This is a genomic window from Deinococcus sp. JMULE3 (assembly GCF_013337115.1).
Taxonomy (GTDB): Bacteria; Deinococcota; Deinococci; order Deinococcales; family Deinococcaceae; genus Deinococcus.
This window is the reverse complement of record NZ_SGWE01000004.1, coordinates 1,377,895-1,393,207: the sequence shown is the minus strand read 5'-3', so window position 1 is coordinate 1,393,207 and position 15,313 is coordinate 1,377,895. Positions and strand designations below refer to the sequence as shown.

The 15,313-nt window shown below is 67.0% G+C and carries 12 protein-coding genes; 6 read left to right on the top strand and 6 right to left on the bottom strand.

Going from position 1 to position 15,313, the window contains the following annotated elements; all coding sequences use genetic code 11:
* Nucleotides 1-72 precede the first annotated feature (72 nt).
* On the bottom strand, nucleotides 73-3,300 hold the full coding sequence (gene hsdR, locus EXW95_RS09650; RefSeq protein ID WP_174367278.1) for a type I restriction-modification system endonuclease: 3,228 nt from the start codon (nucleotides 3,298-3,300) through the stop codon (nucleotides 73-75).
* 68 nt (nucleotides 3,301-3,368) lie between these two features.
* On the bottom strand, nucleotides 3,369-3,560 hold the full coding sequence (locus EXW95_RS09645) for a helix-turn-helix transcriptional regulator (RefSeq protein ID WP_217449187.1): 192 nt from the start codon (nucleotides 3,558-3,560) through the stop codon (nucleotides 3,369-3,371).
* 791 nt (nucleotides 3,561-4,351) lie between these two features.
* Here EXW95_RS09645 and EXW95_RS09640 point away from each other — a divergent pair.
* Nucleotides 4,352-4,969: a hypothetical protein gene (locus EXW95_RS09640; protein ID WP_174367276.1), complete on the top strand. Its 618-nt coding sequence runs from the start codon at nucleotides 4,352-4,354 to the stop codon at nucleotides 4,967-4,969.
* A 94-nt stretch (nucleotides 4,970-5,063) separates the two neighbouring features.
* Here the strand turns inward: EXW95_RS09640 and cutA are convergent, their stop codons facing one another.
* The 3 genes from cutA to EXW95_RS09625 all read right to left on the bottom strand — a co-directional run bounded on the left by cutA (nucleotide 5,064) and on the right by EXW95_RS09625 (nucleotide 6,779).
* Nucleotides 5,064-5,384 (bottom strand): divalent-cation tolerance protein CutA, encoded by a 321-nt coding sequence (gene cutA / locus EXW95_RS09635; RefSeq protein WP_174367275.1) that lies wholly within the window; start codon nucleotides 5,382-5,384, stop codon nucleotides 5,064-5,066.
* Nucleotides 5,385-5,490: 106 nt separating this feature from the next.
* On the bottom strand, nucleotides 5,491-6,591 hold the full coding sequence (locus EXW95_RS09630) for a S1C family serine protease (RefSeq protein WP_174367274.1): 1,101 nt from the start codon (nucleotides 6,589-6,591) through the stop codon (nucleotides 5,491-5,493).
* Nucleotides 6,588-6,779 carry an FmdB family transcriptional regulator gene (locus tag EXW95_RS09625; protein WP_174367273.1) on the bottom strand — a complete coding sequence of 64 codons (192 nt, stop codon included), beginning with the start codon at nucleotides 6,777-6,779 and terminating at the stop codon, nucleotides 6,588-6,590. Before EXW95_RS09625 ends, EXW95_RS09630 begins: the two co-directional genes overlap by 4 nt.
* Before the next feature lie 486 nt (nucleotides 6,780-7,265).
* Between EXW95_RS09625 and glmS the strand changes: the two genes are divergently transcribed.
* Complete coding sequence (glmS, locus tag EXW95_RS09620; RefSeq protein ID WP_174367272.1) at nucleotides 7,266-9,086, top strand: glutamine--fructose-6-phosphate transaminase (isomerizing); 1,821 nt, start codon at nucleotides 7,266-7,268, stop codon at nucleotides 9,084-9,086.
* Between the two features lie 58 nt (nucleotides 9,087-9,144).
* Here the strand turns inward: glmS and EXW95_RS20340 are convergent, their stop codons facing one another.
* On the bottom strand, nucleotides 9,145-10,767 hold the full coding sequence (locus EXW95_RS20340) for a C1 family peptidase (RefSeq protein ID WP_217449186.1): 1,623 nt from the start codon (nucleotides 10,765-10,767) through the stop codon (nucleotides 9,145-9,147).
* A 362-nt stretch (nucleotides 10,768-11,129) separates the two neighbouring features.
* Between EXW95_RS20340 and EXW95_RS09610 the strand changes: the two genes are divergently transcribed.
* The 4 genes from EXW95_RS09610 (at nucleotide 11,130) to EXW95_RS09595 (ending at nucleotide 15,258) form a co-directional block, all read left to right on the top strand.
* The gene (locus EXW95_RS09610; RefSeq protein WP_174367271.1) at nucleotides 11,130-12,158 is read left to right on the top strand and encodes a LacI family DNA-binding transcriptional regulator; all 1,029 of its coding nucleotides are present in this window, start codon (nucleotides 11,130-11,132) and stop codon (nucleotides 12,156-12,158) included.
* A gap of 40 nt (nucleotides 12,159-12,198) precedes the next feature.
* The gene (locus tag EXW95_RS09605; protein ID WP_174367270.1) at nucleotides 12,199-13,206 is read left to right on the top strand and encodes a sugar ABC transporter substrate-binding protein; all 1,008 of its coding nucleotides are present in this window, start codon (nucleotides 12,199-12,201) and stop codon (nucleotides 13,204-13,206) included.
* A 241-nt stretch (nucleotides 13,207-13,447) separates the two neighbouring features.
* On the top strand, nucleotides 13,448-14,428 hold the full coding sequence (locus EXW95_RS09600; RefSeq protein ID WP_254605569.1) for an ABC transporter permease: 981 nt from the start codon (nucleotides 13,448-13,450) through the stop codon (nucleotides 14,426-14,428).
* Nucleotides 14,425-15,258 (top strand): ATP-binding cassette domain-containing protein, encoded by an 834-nt coding sequence (locus EXW95_RS09595; RefSeq protein WP_174367269.1) that lies wholly within the window; start codon nucleotides 14,425-14,427, stop codon nucleotides 15,256-15,258. The genes EXW95_RS09600 and EXW95_RS09595 overlap by 4 nt, the downstream gene beginning before the upstream one ends.
* The last annotated feature ends 55 nt before the right edge of the window (nucleotides 15,259-15,313 follow it).

Sequence of the window (15,313 nt, the reverse complement as noted above, 5' to 3'; positions counted from 1 at the left end):
TGATTTTCCTCAGAGCGTCACTACATGACGTGAGAGGCTGAATGCAAGGCATGAATGTGGGAGTTGCAAGATTTATGCTTGAGAACTCCAGACTTGCTGTTGGAATTCACTGAGGAGTGTTGGAAGGGCTCCCCCGAACACAGCTGTGCTGAGGCGGTCGAATCCGCCCAGTTCCTTGCGAACTGGGTTGGTGGGCTGGTCGAGCAGGTCACGGTCCAGGTACCCGTTCGCTTTGAGTTGCGCGGCGAGGCGCTGCAGCCACTTCTGCTGCGGGGGCGTCCAGGTTTTCGTGCCGAGCAGCCGGGCGAGTGCGGCGTCCACCCGCGCGTCGAAGGGTTGGGGAGATTCGTTCAGCGCGGCGGCCCGGATGAATCCGATGATGCTGGCGGCAGCGTCGACGTTCTTCACGTTGGCGTAGGCGCGTTGCAGGTTCACTTCGCTGAAGCCCTGTGCGTCCAGTTGCCGTTTCAGGTCCAGCAGGTCGGTGCGGGTCAGGTCGGCGGGGCGCGTCAGGACGGTGCTCAGCGCGGGCAGCAGATCCTGGTTTTTCTGCACCAGCTGCTCGAAGGCACTCAGATAGTCCTCGGCGCGACGACCGCCGGGGAATTCGGACTGCACGTACATCACCTGGTCGGCATGCTCGCTGATGTAGATGGGCTGCCCGCCGCTGGTGCGGCCGGTGTCCAGCAGCGTCAGCATGGGCGCGTGCTGCGTGATCAGGGCGGCGGCCTCGTCGGGCGTGGCCTGCCGGAGCACCTGAATGAACGCTTCGGGCTTGTGGCCGGTCTCTCCTTCGAAGGTGTCGCGGGCGGCGTCGGTCAGGCGTCCTTTGACCCGCTGGAGTTTCGCGACCAGTTCATCCCGGAGCAGGGCGCGGGCCTCAGGGGTCGGGGCGGCCTGGAGATCCTCCCCGAGGCTCACGAAGCTGCGTTTGGGCTGCTGTACGACGGCGGGCATCGTGATGAAGTCTTGAATGGCTTCGTAGGCGCGGACGGCGTCGTAGATGCGAAACACGGTCTTGTCGATCTCGTCGCAGCGGCGCGTGGCGCGGCCCAGCATCTGCTCGAACAGGATCCGGCTGCTGACGCGGCGCAGGAACACCAGCGTGCTGATCGCCGGGACGTCCACACCAGTGGTCAGCAGGTCCACGGTGACGGCGATCGCTGGACTCGACTCGTTCCGGAATCGCCGCGTGAGCTGAAGGGGCTGATCACTCGCGCCCGTGATCTTCATGACCGCTCCGTCGTCCAGTTCCCCGTACTTCGCCCGCAGAGCTTCCCGGAGGAGGTCCACGACCTCGTCGGCGTGGCGGTCGTTCACGCAGAACACCAGGGTCTTGTCCGGCCCGAAGGGATTCAGGTGCTCGGCCAGGAAGGTGCACACGGCCCGGTTGAAGCCCTTGGCGATCACCCGCCGGTTGAAGTCCTCAATCTCCAGGCCCACGTCGTCAGGGGCTTCGAACAGCACGACTTCATCCGCGCCAGGCGTGTACGTGGGGATCTGCTCGCCCCGTTTGAAGCGGATGCCCGTCATGGACAGTTCCGTTTCGATCAGCGTCGGAGGCTCGTGATCGATCAACACGCCGTCCAGCACCGCCTGGCGGTACGTGTAGGCGTACACGGGCTTGCCGAAAATCTCGGTGGTGTGTAGCGCGGGCGTGGCGGTCAGGGCAACCTTGACCGCGTCGAAGTACTCGATCACCTGCCGGTACTTGCTGACGTACTCGTTCTCGTTGCGCCAGCCGAGTTCTGCGTCGGCCAGTTCACGGTCCAGCGTGTAGCCACGGTGCGCCTCGTCCACCACGATCAGGTCGTACGTCCCCACCGCCGGTGGGGTGTCACCCGTGACGCGCCGCACGAGCCCCTGAACGGTCGTGACATGCACGTTCGTGTCCGTATCGATGTCGCCGTCGCCCAGCGCGGTCAGGCCGAAGGTCTCGGCGAACGTGCGCGTGCCTTCCAGGCGGGTGGTCTTGAAGTCGTTGCTGGCCTGCTCGCCCAGCGTCTCGCGGTCCACGAGGAACAGCACGCGCCGGAACCGACCTGCTTTCAACAGGCGGTAGATCAGAGCGATGGCCGTCTTGGTCTTGCCGGTACCGGTGGCCATGGCCAGCAGCAGTTCACGCTGACCGGCAGCAATCCCGGCTTCGACCGCCTGAATCGCGGTCTTCTGGTACGGCCGCAGGCTCAACTCGTACTCCATCGGCTCGGACTTCAGGCGCTCATCGGCGGCGGCAGTGTCCTGACTCAGTAGGGCCAGCAGATCCTGCGGGCTGTGCCAGCCGGGCAGCGGATGGGACGGGTTCACGGTGCGGCGCGCATCCCGGAACCAGATGCCACTCTCGGTTCTCAGCTGTGCCAGGTAGGGGCGGCCGTTCGTCGCGAACAGGAAGGGCACCCGGAATTCCCCCCACGGTCCGTGTGGGTAGTCGAGATCCGGGACGCTGGCCAGGTTGAAGTGACGGCTGTAGCGCGCCGCCTGCTCCAGACTGCTCATCACACTCTTGTGCTTACGTTTGGCCTCGACCACGCCCACAAGCGTCAGCCCGGCGAACAGGGCGTAATCGGCCCGTTCCTTCTCTCCGATCGGCCACTCGGCAATGGCCAGATTCCGCCCCTTCGTAGGGCGGGTCCCCTTGGCGTACCGCAACTGCACGCTGTCTGCTTCCCAACCGGCGGCGCGAAGCTGCGCGTCGATCAGCTCTCGGGTTTCTTCCTCGCTCAGGTGGATGCGCGCCGCAGCCTGATTGGCGGCGGTGGCAATTCCAGACGTGTCTTTCGGCGCCTGTGCCTGCGCGTCCTTCAGTCGGCGCTCGGCATCAGCCCGTGCCTGCTCAGCTTCGGCCAGTAGGGTGCGCAGGCGTTCCGCATCCTCCCGTTGCGGCGGATCAATGAAATCGCCGCACGTGTAGGTGGCGTCGTGGAAGGTCCGGATCAGCCACACCCCGACAATCCAGCCAAATTTCAGGTGGCTCAGCGCCTGTTGCTTCTCGCCCGTGAAGGCGTGGTTGGCTTCGTTGCCCGCCCGGCGAAGTTCGGTCAGGAGTTGCCATACCTCGCGGGGCAGCACGCCTTCCCGCTGCAGTCGGGCCAGACGAGCCACCTGGGTCTCGTCCTCTTCGAGCAGATGGCCGGACCGCGCGGCTATGACTTGCGCCAGCAGTTCGCCGTACTGGCGCAATTTCAGGAGGGCAGTGTTGGGATCCTGGACCGCATACCGTTCTGCCAGCGTGCCGAGCTGAGCCAGCAGTGGTTCAACTCGGCTGAGTTCTTCGAAGTTGGAAGGTGGACTGCTGGGCATGGGAACTCCAGGTGCATCAACGAGAGGGAGGAATCAGTTGATGTCAACCTACCGCACTGCCTTCCGATTCACTGCCGAAGTTGCAGGATGTCCCCGACCTGGTAGGGCACACCCGTCAGGTGGTGTAGGCCAGCCAGGAGGCGCGTCAGGGTGCCCTTCGCGATTGCGTCTGTGCGGTCGTGGTACAGGGCGCTGATGGTGGCGGGGCGGAGGCCATTGGCCTGAGCCAGTGCAGTCTGTGTCAGGCGGTGCCGTCCCATGAGCTCGCTCAGGCAGCAGATCACGTGTGCGGGCGGTGGCGGCGTTGTGATCTGACGCTGGGGCTGTGGAACGGTATGGCGTGGCGGAAGCTCCATACGCCGCAGCGTAGGAATCGGCGCGGGGTGAGTGGCCCAGCGAATCCCGTTGGCGGCATGGTCAAAAGGGGTAATGCCCTTCAGAAGGGTGCTCTGGAAGAGGTACGAAGGAGGAAAGCCATAGTCATCCCCACGGGGATGAGGTCAGGGGGTCATCCCCGCTACAGCTGTGGCCGGATTTTTGACGTCTGGGAGAACGCGGAGCAGTTGGGAATGAGGTTGCGGGTCACTCCCGATGGATCTGCTGCGTAACGGGCGGAAAAGAGAGGGGGTGGCCTGCGAGTAAAAAAATTTCGCGGGACCGTCATTTTTCATTGACTGGCAGGGGATTATCGGGGTTCTGTTCCGGTGTAGTAGCAGTGTAGTAGGGCTGAAAAACCACTCAGAACCCGGTAGGGGCACCCAGTCGCGGGCAGGATTTTTCGGCGTCCTAGCGGGCATCGAGTAAAACTGTGTAGTTGTGTCCAGGAGCGCTTAGGGGTGCCGCTGCGCCCTCCAAAACCGTAGGTCGTGGGTTCAAGTCCTACAGGGCCCGCCACGAACCGCCCCCCAGTCCAGTCCGGATCGGGGGGCGGATCCTTGCGGGGGGCGGTGCCTGGGGCGTATGACTGTGGGGTCCGTGTGCGTCCCGGCCGCAGGGGCGTGCGGCGCCAACAGTGGGCCGGGCGGCCCGTGGATTCGGTATAAGGAGTGTCATGAAGAGACTGTCCCTGATGGCTGTGCTGTCCGTGTCTGCTGCGTTGGCTGGGTGCGCGCGTCTGATTCCGCCGGTGCCGGTGGGGGACCCGATCGGGTTGAATGGGAAGCAGCTGGTGAGTTCGGCGCTGGTCCCGGCGGCGGTGACGGGTGACCTGACGTACTCCACGAACGGGAGTACGTTCGGTGATTTCACGGAGAAGCTGCCGCTGGACGTGAAGCCGACCACGGTGGAGTTCCGCACGGGGTTCGGCACGGTGGACCTGGGTGGGGCGTGCGTGGCGCGGGCGAATCCGCCGGTGGCGAAGGTGACGTTGCAGAGCCTGAAGGTCCGGGTGAGTGACGCGGTGAAGGCGGCGGAGTTCAGTGCCAGTCCGAACGCGTCGCTGACGCTGACGTGGAATGCGGCGCAGGGGAAGTACGTGGCGTCCAGTGAGGTGGTGAGCATCAAGTCGGGTGCGTCGACGACCGCGGCGTTCCTGGAGGTGTTGACGACGGGCGGCGCGAATCAGGCGAGTGTCACGGCGACGATCCGTGTGGATCAGGACAGCCTGGCGGGGTGCACGCTGGCGTTCACGGTGAGGGACCCGAACATGATCCTGTCTGATTTCCGTTGACCTGACAGAATTCAGGAGTGGCGTTGGGGGGGCGTGGTGTTCGCCCTTCAACGCCACTTTCTATGGTGGGCCTGTCGTTGCGTGGGGTGCCGGGTCAGCGCTGGGGTGGGGTGAGTGAGTCGCGCAGCCAAGCCTGGAATTCGGGCAGGGCGCGGTCGTACTGCAGGGCGATGATCTCGGGGACTTCGTAGGGGTGCACGGCCTTGATGCGCGCTTCGAGGTCCGGGTACTGTTCGCCGCTGGTTTTGATGAGCAGCAGGCTTTCGGGGTCCTCGGCGACCTCGCCCTGCCAGCGGTAGACGCTCTGGAGGCCGGGGACGATGTTCACGCACCCGGCGAGGTGCTCGGCGACGAGGATGCGGGCCAGGTCAAGGGCCCGCTCGGGGGGGAGGGTGACCATGACGACAAGTGACACGCGTCCAGCATACGTCCTGGGTGGGTGGAATCGGTACCGCCTCCCCCGGTGTGTGAACGGGTGAGCGCCGGGGCGTGTGGCGTCCCGGCGCTGCTCGTGTGTGGGGTTACTGCAGGGTGCGTTTCAGGAGGGTGACCTTGACCTGCACGCGTTTCTTGTTGCGCCACACGTCGAGCGTGACGGTCTGGCCGGGGCGTTTGGCGGCGACGAGTCGGGTGACGTCGAAGGAGTCGCGGACGCCCTGGCCGTCCACGGCGACGATGATGTCGCCGAGTGGCGCGAGCAGCTGGTCCTTGCTGTTGCGCAGGCTGCCGCGCAGGCCGGCGCGGGCGGCGGCGCTGCCGGCGGGAATCTGGTCGATCAGGGCGCCCTGGTTGCTGCTCAGGCCTGCCAGCTGGCGCAGGGCCGGGTCGAGGCTGTCGAGGTCCACGAGGGTCGCGCCGAGCGTGCCGCGCTGGGGCACGCCGATCTTCTCGAGGTCGTCGAGGCTCTGCCGGACGACGTCGCTGGGGATGGCGATGCCGATCGTGCCGGGCACCAGGGCGTTCGGGGCGGCGTTCAGGTCGGCGACGCCGACGACGAGGCCGCGGGAGTCCAGGACGGGGCCGCCGCTGTTGCCCTGCTGGATGCTGGCGGTGGTGGTGATGTACTGGCTGATTTCCGAGCCGAGCTGGTCGGTGCGGGGGACGTCGCGGGCGCTGGCGGTGACGCTGTACACGCCGCTGCCGACGAAGTTCTGGATGCGGAAGGGCGTGCCGAGCGTCATGAGTTTCTGCCCCGGGATGAGGCGGGCGCTGGACCCGAACGCGAGCGTGGCGGGGGCGGTGACGCCGGTGACGCGCAGGATCGCGATGTCGATGCCGGGGTCGACGCCCTCGAGGCGCGCGGTGACGCGGCGGCCGTTGAACAGCGTGACGGTGATGGATTCCTGGAACTGCACGACGTGGTAGTTCGTGACGATCAGGTCCTTCTTGTAGAAGAAGCCGGTGCCGGTCTCGATGGGGTCGTCGCCGGGTTGCAGCTGTTCGCGTTGCAGTCGGGTGTCGACGCGCACGACGGCCTGCAGGGCTTTCTGGGTGATCTCGACGGTGTTGATCTCGTCGGGGGTGACCAGGGTGCGCTGCGCGGTGACGCGGCCGGTCAGGTACGCGCCGCCGAGGCCGCCGCACAGCAGCAGCGTGAGGCCCAGCGCGCGGGGGAACTTCACTCGCTGCTCTTGGGGCGGGAGTCGGTGACGTAGAAGCCGCTGCCCTTGAACGCGATGCCGGGTCGGGCCAGGATGCGTTTGACGGGCACGCCGGTGTCGGGGTGGGTGGTGTAGGGCTCGTCGCGCATGCTCTGCTGCAGCTCGTAGATTTCGCCGTTTTCCAGGTTCTTGTACAGGTAGGTGGGCATGGATCGTGTGACCTCGCGTGATGTGTCCGCGCGCGTACGCTCGCGCCGAACATCCTAGCAACTGTGGTCAGGGGCGGATGTAAGGTCCCTGAAGCGTTTCCTTGAGCGTTGCGGCGGTGCAGGTGGCGTGAGTGGGGTACTCATGTGAGGTCGGGTGCGGGTGCTATGCTGCGCGGGTGGACCGACTTGGTGTCCGGTTCACACGAAACAGGGCAGCGCAAGGCCCCCGCCACGCGGGGGAGACGAGGTGGAAGTCAGCGAGTTTCTGCGGATGCTTCCAGGCCAGCATGTCGGGCCTACCCGACGCCCGGCGGTTCCAGCACGGAATCCAGGGCGTGAATCCCAGCCATAACCCCCGTGGCGACACGGACATAAAGCCGGGCAGGCATGCATCAAATTCACTGACACCAGCGTGGGCTGCGAGCGGCGTGGCGGGAGGTCCTGACCCCCGGACCGCGCCGCCGACGCGCCCCGGCAAGGAGCATTATGTGCGGCATCGTTGGATACATCGGCCCCCGGCAGGCGCAGGACGTCCTCATCTCCGGCCTCTCGAAACTGGAATACCGCGGCTACGACAGCGCGGGCATCGCCGTTCATGACGGCGTGCAGATCGAGGTGAAGAAGAAGGCCGGGAAACTCGAGAACCTCAGCACCCTGCTGGAGGGTCAGCCCATGAGCGGCTCGCTGGGCATCGGGCACACCCGCTGGGCCACGCACGGCCTGCCGAACGACACGAACGCGCACCCGCACGCCACCGAGGACGGGCGCATCGTGATCATCCACAACGGCATCATCGAGAACTACCTGCCCCTGAAAGAAGGCCTGATGAGCCGCGGGCACGAGTTCAAGAGCGAGACCGACAGTGAAGTGCTGGCCCACCTGATCGAGGAAGCCTACGCGGGCAACCTCGAAGAGGCCGTCCGCGCCGCCCTGGCGCAGGTGCGCGGCGCGTACGGGATCGTCGTCACGCACATCGACCACCGCGAGATCGTCGCGGCCCGCACCGTCAGCCCCCTCGTGATGGGCGTCGGCGAGGGCGAGATGTTCCTGGCGTCCGACGTGCCCGCCCTGCTGGCCTACACCCGCAACATGGTGTTCCTGCACGACGGCGACATGGTCGTCCTGAACGACGACGGCTTCCGCGTCATGGACCTTCAGGGCAACCCGCAACAGCGCACCATCGAGCACATCGAATGGGACGCCGAGGCCGCCGAGAAGGGCGGATACGACACGTACATGCTCAAGGAGATCTACGAGCAGCCCCAGGCGCTGACGAACACCCTGATCGGCCGCCTGCACGACGAGACCGGCGAGGTGAACCTCGACATCAACCTCGACCCCGGCAGCTTCAAGCGCATCAGCATCATCGCGTGCGGTACCGCCTACTACGCCGGACTGGTGGGCGAGTACCTCATCGAGCAGCTTGCCCGCATCCCCGTGGAAGTGGACGTCGCCAGCGAGTACCGTTACCGCGACCCTCTGGTCAGCGAGAACACCCTGGCCATCGTCGTGTCCCAGAGCGGCGAGACCATCGACACCCTGGAAGCGCTGCGCGAGGCGAAGAAGTTCGGCGCGAAGACCCTCGGCGTGATCAACGCCAAGGGCAGCTCCATGACCCGCGAACTGGACGACACGCTGTACATCCACGCCGGACCCGAGATCGGCGTCGCCAGCACCAAGGCGTATACGTCAATGGTCAGCGCGTTCCTGATGCTGGCCCTGTGGCTCGGCCGCGCCCGCGGCACCCTCAGCGCCGAGCAGGGCGCCGAGCTTCTGAAGGCCGCCCGCGAACTGCCCCGCCTCGTCGAGGACGCATTGAGCCCCGAGCGCGTGGCGCGCATCAAGGAAGTCGCGGAGAAGTACGCCATGGCCCGCGACTACCTGTTCCTGGGGCGCGGCGTGAACAGCCCCACCGCCTACGAGGGCGCGCTGAAACTCAAGGAGATCAGCTACATCCACGCCGAGGCGTACGCAGCGGGCGAGATGAAGCACGGCCCCATCGCGCTGATCGACGAGCACCTCCCGGTCGCCGTGATCGCCACCGAGAGCCGCCTGCTGGAAAAGACCATCAGCAACGTGCAGGAAGTCCGCGCCCGCGCCGGGAAGGTCATCCTGTTCCTCAGCGACGGCGACACCGAGAACGCCCGCCACGGCGACGACGTCATCTACGTCCCCCGCGCGCACGAGATGGTCAGCCCCGTCGTGAACGCCGTCGCCATGCAGCTGCTGGCTTACTTCACCGCGACCGCGCTGGGCAAGGACGTGGACAAACCCCGCAACCTCGCCAAGAGCGTCACCGTCGAGTAAGGACACAGATGAGGGGGGCCGCAGCGCGACTGGCTGCGGCCCCCCCTCGTTTGTTCGGTCAGAAGTTGGCCATGTCGCTAGCGACGGCGTTCGCGGGGATGTTGTACACGCCGTACACCTCCTTGTCCATGAAGCTGTCGGGCAGGTAGGCGTAGCCGCCGTCGCCGAAGCCGCAGCTCCAGGAGTTCTTGATCACGAAGTACCCGGTGGGCAGGGACAGCTTGACGTTCATGAGCCCGGCGATCTTCACGCTGTAGTCCTGCATGCCGCTGTTGACGTACCCGACGACGTGCACGGCGTGACCGCCGCGGACTTTGCCGCCCATCAGGCCCAGGTTCGGCAGTCCGTTCGCGCCGATGGCGTCGAAGGCCGGATCTACGTTGAAGCCCAGGATCAGCTGGTCGCCCCGGTCGATCATCTGGCGCATCAGGGCGCGGCGGTACGCGCGGGCGGCGTCACCGCTTCCGAAGACGTTGTTGGCGAGCGCCACCCAGACCTCGGTGCCCTGCGTGGCGCGGAAGTTGAACGCGGCGTTCGGGGCGATGTCCCACTCGGGTTTCCAGGCGCAGTTGTTCGTGCCGCCCTGGCAGACGAGCTGGGCCTGCGCGGTGGTGTCGCTGCACGCCTGGTTGGGGTAGTTCAGGCAGGAGTTCCGGAATTCCGTGACGGCCTTGGTGATGTCGGCGGGGATGCGGACGCGGCTGCGGGACGCGTTGTACTTCCAGCGGACCTCGGTGGGGATCATGCGTTTGCGGCTGATGATGTCGTTGAAGTCCCCCCACCCGGCGCCGTCGCCCAGGACGCCGTCGTCGCCGCGCAGCCAGTAGTACGCGTACTGCTCGGAGAGGTTGAAGGGGGTCTTGATGCGCCGGGCGATCTGCGTTTCGAGCGCTGAGACGTACGCGAAGGCCATGCAGGTGCCGCGTCCGCCCTGGTCCTTGATGGTGGTGATCTGGTCGATGCGGTTGCCGCGCATCTGCCCGAACAGGGCGTTGGTGGGCGTGAAGCGGCACGCGCCGTCGGTGGGGTTGTTCACGAAGCCGCCGCCGAGTTCCTCCTGCGGCTGCGAGGGTTTGGGGGGCGTGACCTTGTTCAGGATCGTGGTGGGCACCGTGAAGCGGACGTTCGGGGCGATGTTGACGGCCCGGACGGATTCCGGCGCGAGGAATTCGCGCGGGACGGGGTTCTGTTCGCTCAGGCCGAAGGACTGCAGGATGGCGGCGCGGTTGGCGGGCGCGCTGGCCTCGGCCTGCGCGACGCTCAGGGCGACGGTGTCCTGGCCGTACAGCAGGACTTCCTTGAGTTCCCCGGTGCGGAGCTTGACGGTGGCGGGCACCGTCAGGCCACGCGGGAGGGCCAGGGCAGCGCGGGCGATGTCGGCGCGCAGGTCGGCGCGGCCCTGGAGGCCCTGCACGAGGCTCAGGCTGCGGCTGATCTCGGCGTCGCGGGCCTGGATGCGGGCCGGGAGCTCCTGAAGGTTGAGTTGCAGGGCGTTCGGGCTCTGCAGCACCTGCTGGAACTGGGCCTGGGGCACCCGCAGGACGTTCAGGTTCAGATTGGAGATCCGGATGGGTTGCAGCTGGAGGTTCTGGAGGTTCACGCTGTTCTGCGCGTGCGCGGCGGACAGGGCGGCCGAGAGGGTGGTGAGGAGGGCGGTGCCGATCAGGGTGCGTGCGTTCATGGTGGACCTCCGGTGGGGTGTGGACACAGTGAAGCGGATGGGGCGTTGCGGCGGCGTTGCGCGGACTGCTTCGGGTGCTGGGTGCAGTTCAGCAGACCGGCCATGATCGGGCCGTGATCGGCGGGGCGCAGGGTCGTGATTGCAGGGTCGTGACTGCGCGGGCGTGACCGTGGAGTCACGACCGGGTTTTTGAACCGGGTTGAAGCTTGGGGTGGGGGGTGCGCAGGGGATTGACAGAGGGGTCAGGTGCGCGCACACTGAATGCACCTCAATGTAATCGTTTGCAGTCCGGTTTCCTCGTCTGGGAAACCACCGCCAGAACCATCACACTCAGCCCTGTAAGGGAGGTGTAATCGATTTCAATGGCCAGCATCCAGGATGTCGCCCAGCTCGCGCAGGTCAGTACCGCCACCGCCTCCCGCGCCCTGTCCCGCCCGGACATGGTCGCCAGTACCACCCGCGAACGCGTCCTGACCGCCGCGCGCGAACTCGGCTACCAGCCCAACGTGATCGCCCGCAGCCTCCGCCAGGGCGAGACCCGCACCATCGGCGTGATCGTCACCGACATCCTCAACCCCTTCCACGCGCAGCTCGCCAAGGGCATCCAGGACGCCGCCGACCGTCACGGCTACACCGCCTTCCTGTTCAACAGCGACGAGGACCCCGCCAAGGAACGCCGCGCCATCGACACCCTGCGCGGCCACCTTCCCCAGGGCCTGATCATCGTGCCCACCAGCGGCGCCCGCGAGAACCTCCAGGCGCTGAGCGGCGTGCCCATCGTCGAACTCGACCGCATGAGCGGCAACCCCGACGTCGCCACCGTCACCGCCGACAACGCCACCGGCGCCACCGCCGCCACCCGCCACCTCATCAGCCTGGGGCACACGCGCATCGGCATGATCGTCGGCCAGCAGGACATCAGCACCGCCACCCAGCGCCACGACGCCTACCGCGCCGCCCTGGAAGCCGCCGGGCTCACGTACGACCCGGCCCTGGTCCTGCCCGGCAACCACCGCGAGGACGACGGCCACCGCGCCGCACTGCGCCTCCTGACCCTCCCCGAGCACCGCCGCCCCACCGCACTGTTCATCGGCAACAACGAGATGACCGTCGGTGCCGTCCTCGCCGCCCGCGCCCTGAACCTGCGTATCCCGGAGGACCTCAGCATCGTCGGCTTCGACGACAGCCGCTGGGCCCAGACCATGAACCCCCCCCTGACGGTCGTCGCGCAGCCCACCTACGACCTGGGCACCTGCGCCGCCGAGCAGCTCATCCGCCAGCTGCGCCACCCGCGCGACGGGCCGCCACAGCACCACCAGCTGTCCACCACCCTGATCGTCCGGCACTCCACCAGTCCGCCCCACACGCCCGCCCCCGCCCACAGCCACTGAACCCACCCCGGCCCATGCGGCCACCCCCGGAGGAACCACCATGCGCAAAGTCATCGCCACCGCCGCCCTGACCACCCTCGCCGCGAGCCTGACCCTCGGGGTCGTGCAGGCCCAGAGCAGCGCCCAGCCCATCATCGGCCTGATCACCAAGACCGAAACCAACCCCTTCTTCGTGAAGATGAAAGAAGGCGCGCAGAAGGAAGCGACCCGCCTGGGCGCCAAACTCCTGACCGCCGCCGGGAAGGCCGACGGCGACAACGCCGGGCAGGTCGCCGCCATCGAGAACATGGTCGCTGCCGGGGCCAAGACCATCCTGATCACCCCCAGCGACTCCAAGGCCATCGTGCCCGCCATCGCCAAGGCCCGCGCGCAGGGTGTCATGGTCATCGCGCTGGACAGCCCCACCGAACCCGCCAGCGCCGTGGACGCGCTGTTCGCCACGAACAACTACCAGGCGGGCATCCTGATCGGCCAGTGGGCCAAGAAGGCCATGGGCAACAAGAAAGCCGTGATCGCCACGCTGGACCTGTTCCCCGGCCACCCGGTCGGCATCGCGCGACACAACGGGTTCCTGGCGGGCTTCGGCATCAAGGGCATCACTGCCAGCACCAAGGACCTCGTGAACACCGGCGTGGCCTGCGCGCAGGACTCCTTCGGTGATCAGACCAAGGGCCAGACCGCCATGGAGAACTGCCTCCAGAAGAACCCGGACATCAATGTCGTGTACACCATCAACGAACCCGCCGCCGCCGGGGCCTACCAGGCGCTGAAGGCCGCCGGGAAGGAAAAGAGCGTCCTGATCGTGTCCGTGGACGGCGGCTGCGCGGGCGTGCGCAACGTCGAGGGCGGCGTGATCGGCGCGACCAGCCAGCAGTACCCCCTGAAGATGGCCAGCATGGGCGTCGCGGCGGGCGTGAACTACGCCAAGACCGGCAAGAAGGTCAGCGGCTACACCGACACCGGCGTCACCCTGATCACCAACAAGGCCATGAGCGGCGTGAAGAGCCAGAACGGCAAGTTCGGCCTCGCCAACTGCTGGGGGCAGTAAGCCTCCGGTGGCCGGATCACTCCGGCCACCCGAGCAGAGCGAGAAGGAGTGAATAGGGTTCCGGGCGTAGAGCTGGCTGGCCGGTGCCGTGCCGGGCAGCCAGCGGAACAGACGGAACCCCATCCCAGGCCCTGACCGGCGCGGCCCACCTGCCCCGCCCCCGACCCTCACCTTCAAGTCGCCACGGCCCGCGCCCCCCTGAGCCGCGCGCCGTGGCGAACTTCATTGACCGGGGAGACCCATGAGCATGACGCAACCCACCACCACACCCGCGCGGCGCTTCCAGCTGCCGAACCTCAGCACCCTGGGCCCCCTGATCGCCCTGCTGATCGCCTGCCTGTTCTTCACCTTCCAGTCCGACCGGTTCCTGACGCTGGGCACCTTCAGCCTGATCCTGCAGCAGGCGTCGTTCGTGGGCGTGATTGCCATCGCGCAGACGCTGATCGTCCTGACCGCCGGGATCGACCTGAGCTGCGGCATGATCATGGCCCTGAGCAGCATGGTCATCGGCAAACTGGCCGTCGAGCAGGGCGTGCCCGTCCCGCTGGCGATCCTGGCGGGCTTCGCGGTCGGCGCGTTCGTCGGCTGGCTGAACGGCCTGCTCATCACGAAGTGGAAACTGCCGCCGTTCATCGTGACGCTCGGCATGTACTCCATCGTGTTCGCCGCCGTGAAGATCTACTCCAGGGCGACCAGCGTGCCCATGCCCGCCGACGGCCTGACGTTCCTCGCACAGCGCTTCACGGTGTTCGGCACGCCGTTCACGTACGGCAGCCTGCTGATGGTCGCGCTGTTCGTCCTGACGTGGCTGTTCCTGAACTACACCGCGCCCGGGCGGCACATCTACGCGCTGGGCAACAACCCCGAAGCGGTGCGCCTGAGCGGCATCAACACCAGCCGCCTGCTGCTGAGCGTGTACACCTTCGCCGGGATGCTGTACGGCGTGGCGGCCCTGCTGCTGCTGGAACGCATCGGCGGCGCGTCCCCCGAGGCGGGCACCACCGAGAACCTCGAGAGCATCACCGCTGTCGTGATCGGCGGCACCAGCCTCTTCGGCGGGCGCGGCAACGTCCTGGGCACCCTGGTCGGCGTGCTGATCGTCGGCGTGTTCCGCTCGGGCCTGACGTTCATGGGCCTGGACAGCGTGTACCAGAACCTCATCACCGGCATCCTGATCATCCTGGCGGTCGCCACCGACCAGTTCTCCCGGAGGAAAGCATGACCGCCGCCACCCACCTGCCCGTCACCCCGCCCGGCCCGCGACCCACCCAGCCGCTGGTCATGGAAGCGCGCGGCCTCGTCAAGCGCTACGGGCACGTCACCGCCATCGGCGGCGCGGACTTCGAACTGCGCCCCGGCGAGATCATGGCCGTCATCGGCGACAACGGCGCAGGCAAGAGCAGCCTCATCAAGGCGCTGTCCGGCGCGCTCATCCCCGACGAGGGCGAGATCCTCCTGGACGGGCAGCCCGTGCACTTCCGCACACCCAGCGACGCCCGCCGCGCCGGAATCGAGACCGTGTACCAGGACCTCGCCGTCGCCCCGGCCATGACCATCGCGGAGAACCTCTTCCTGGGCCGCGAACTGTACCGCGGCGGCGCGCTGGGCCGCGCCTTGAAACTCATCGACCGCCGCCGCATGCTCACCGAGGCCACCGAGCACATGAAAGGCCTGCAGTTCGCCATCAAGAGCATGAGCCAGCCGGTCGAGACGCTGAGCGGCGGGCAGCGGCAGGGCGTCGCCGTGGCCCGCGCCGCCGCGTTCGCGCAGCACGTCGTGATCATGGACGAACCCACCGCCGCGCTCGGCGTGCGCGAGGGCAACATGGTCCTCGACCTGATCCGCAAGGTCCGCGACCGGGGCCTGCCCGTCATCCTGATCAGCCACAACATGCCCCACGTGTTCGAGATCGCCGACCGCATCCACGTGCACCGCATGGGCAAGCGCGCCGCGCTGCTGAACCCCCAGAAGATCAGCATGGCCGACACCGTGTCCGTCATGACCGGCGCGATCCGGCCCGAGGACCTCAGCGCAGACGTCCTGGCACATTAGGGGTGTGGGATTCGGGTCGTGGGTTGTGGGAACAGACGAGAGGAGGCGGGTGGCT

Coding starts and splice junctions, on each gene's coding strand:
- EXW95_RS09610 (WP_174367271.1), top strand. CDS start 11,130: ATGGCCAGCATCCAGGATGTCGCCCAGCTCGCGCAGGTCAGTACCGCC.
- EXW95_RS09645 (WP_217449187.1), bottom strand. CDS start 3,560: ATGGGACGGCACCGCCTGACACAGACTGCACTGGCTCAGGCCAATGGC.
- EXW95_RS09625 (WP_174367273.1), bottom strand. CDS start 6,779: ATGCCCACCTACCTGTACAAGAACCTGGAAAACGGCGAAATCTACGAG.
- EXW95_RS09640 (WP_174367276.1), top strand. CDS start 4,352: ATGAAGAGACTGTCCCTGATGGCTGTGCTGTCCGTGTCTGCTGCGTTG.
- EXW95_RS09600 (WP_254605569.1), top strand. CDS start 13,448: ATGAGCATGACGCAACCCACCACCACACCCGCGCGGCGCTTCCAGCTG.
- EXW95_RS20340 (WP_217449186.1), bottom strand. CDS start 10,767: ATGAACGCACGCACCCTGATCGGCACCGCCCTCCTCACCACCCTCTCG.
- EXW95_RS09605 (WP_174367270.1), top strand. CDS start 12,199: ATGCGCAAAGTCATCGCCACCGCCGCCCTGACCACCCTCGCCGCGAGC.
- glmS (WP_174367272.1), top strand. CDS start 7,266: ATGTGCGGCATCGTTGGATACATCGGCCCCCGGCAGGCGCAGGACGTC.
- EXW95_RS09595 (WP_174367269.1), top strand. CDS start 14,425: ATGACCGCCGCCACCCACCTGCCCGTCACCCCGCCCGGCCCGCGACCC.
- hsdR (WP_174367278.1), bottom strand. CDS start 3,300: ATGCCCAGCAGTCCACCTTCCAACTTCGAAGAACTCAGCCGAGTTGAA.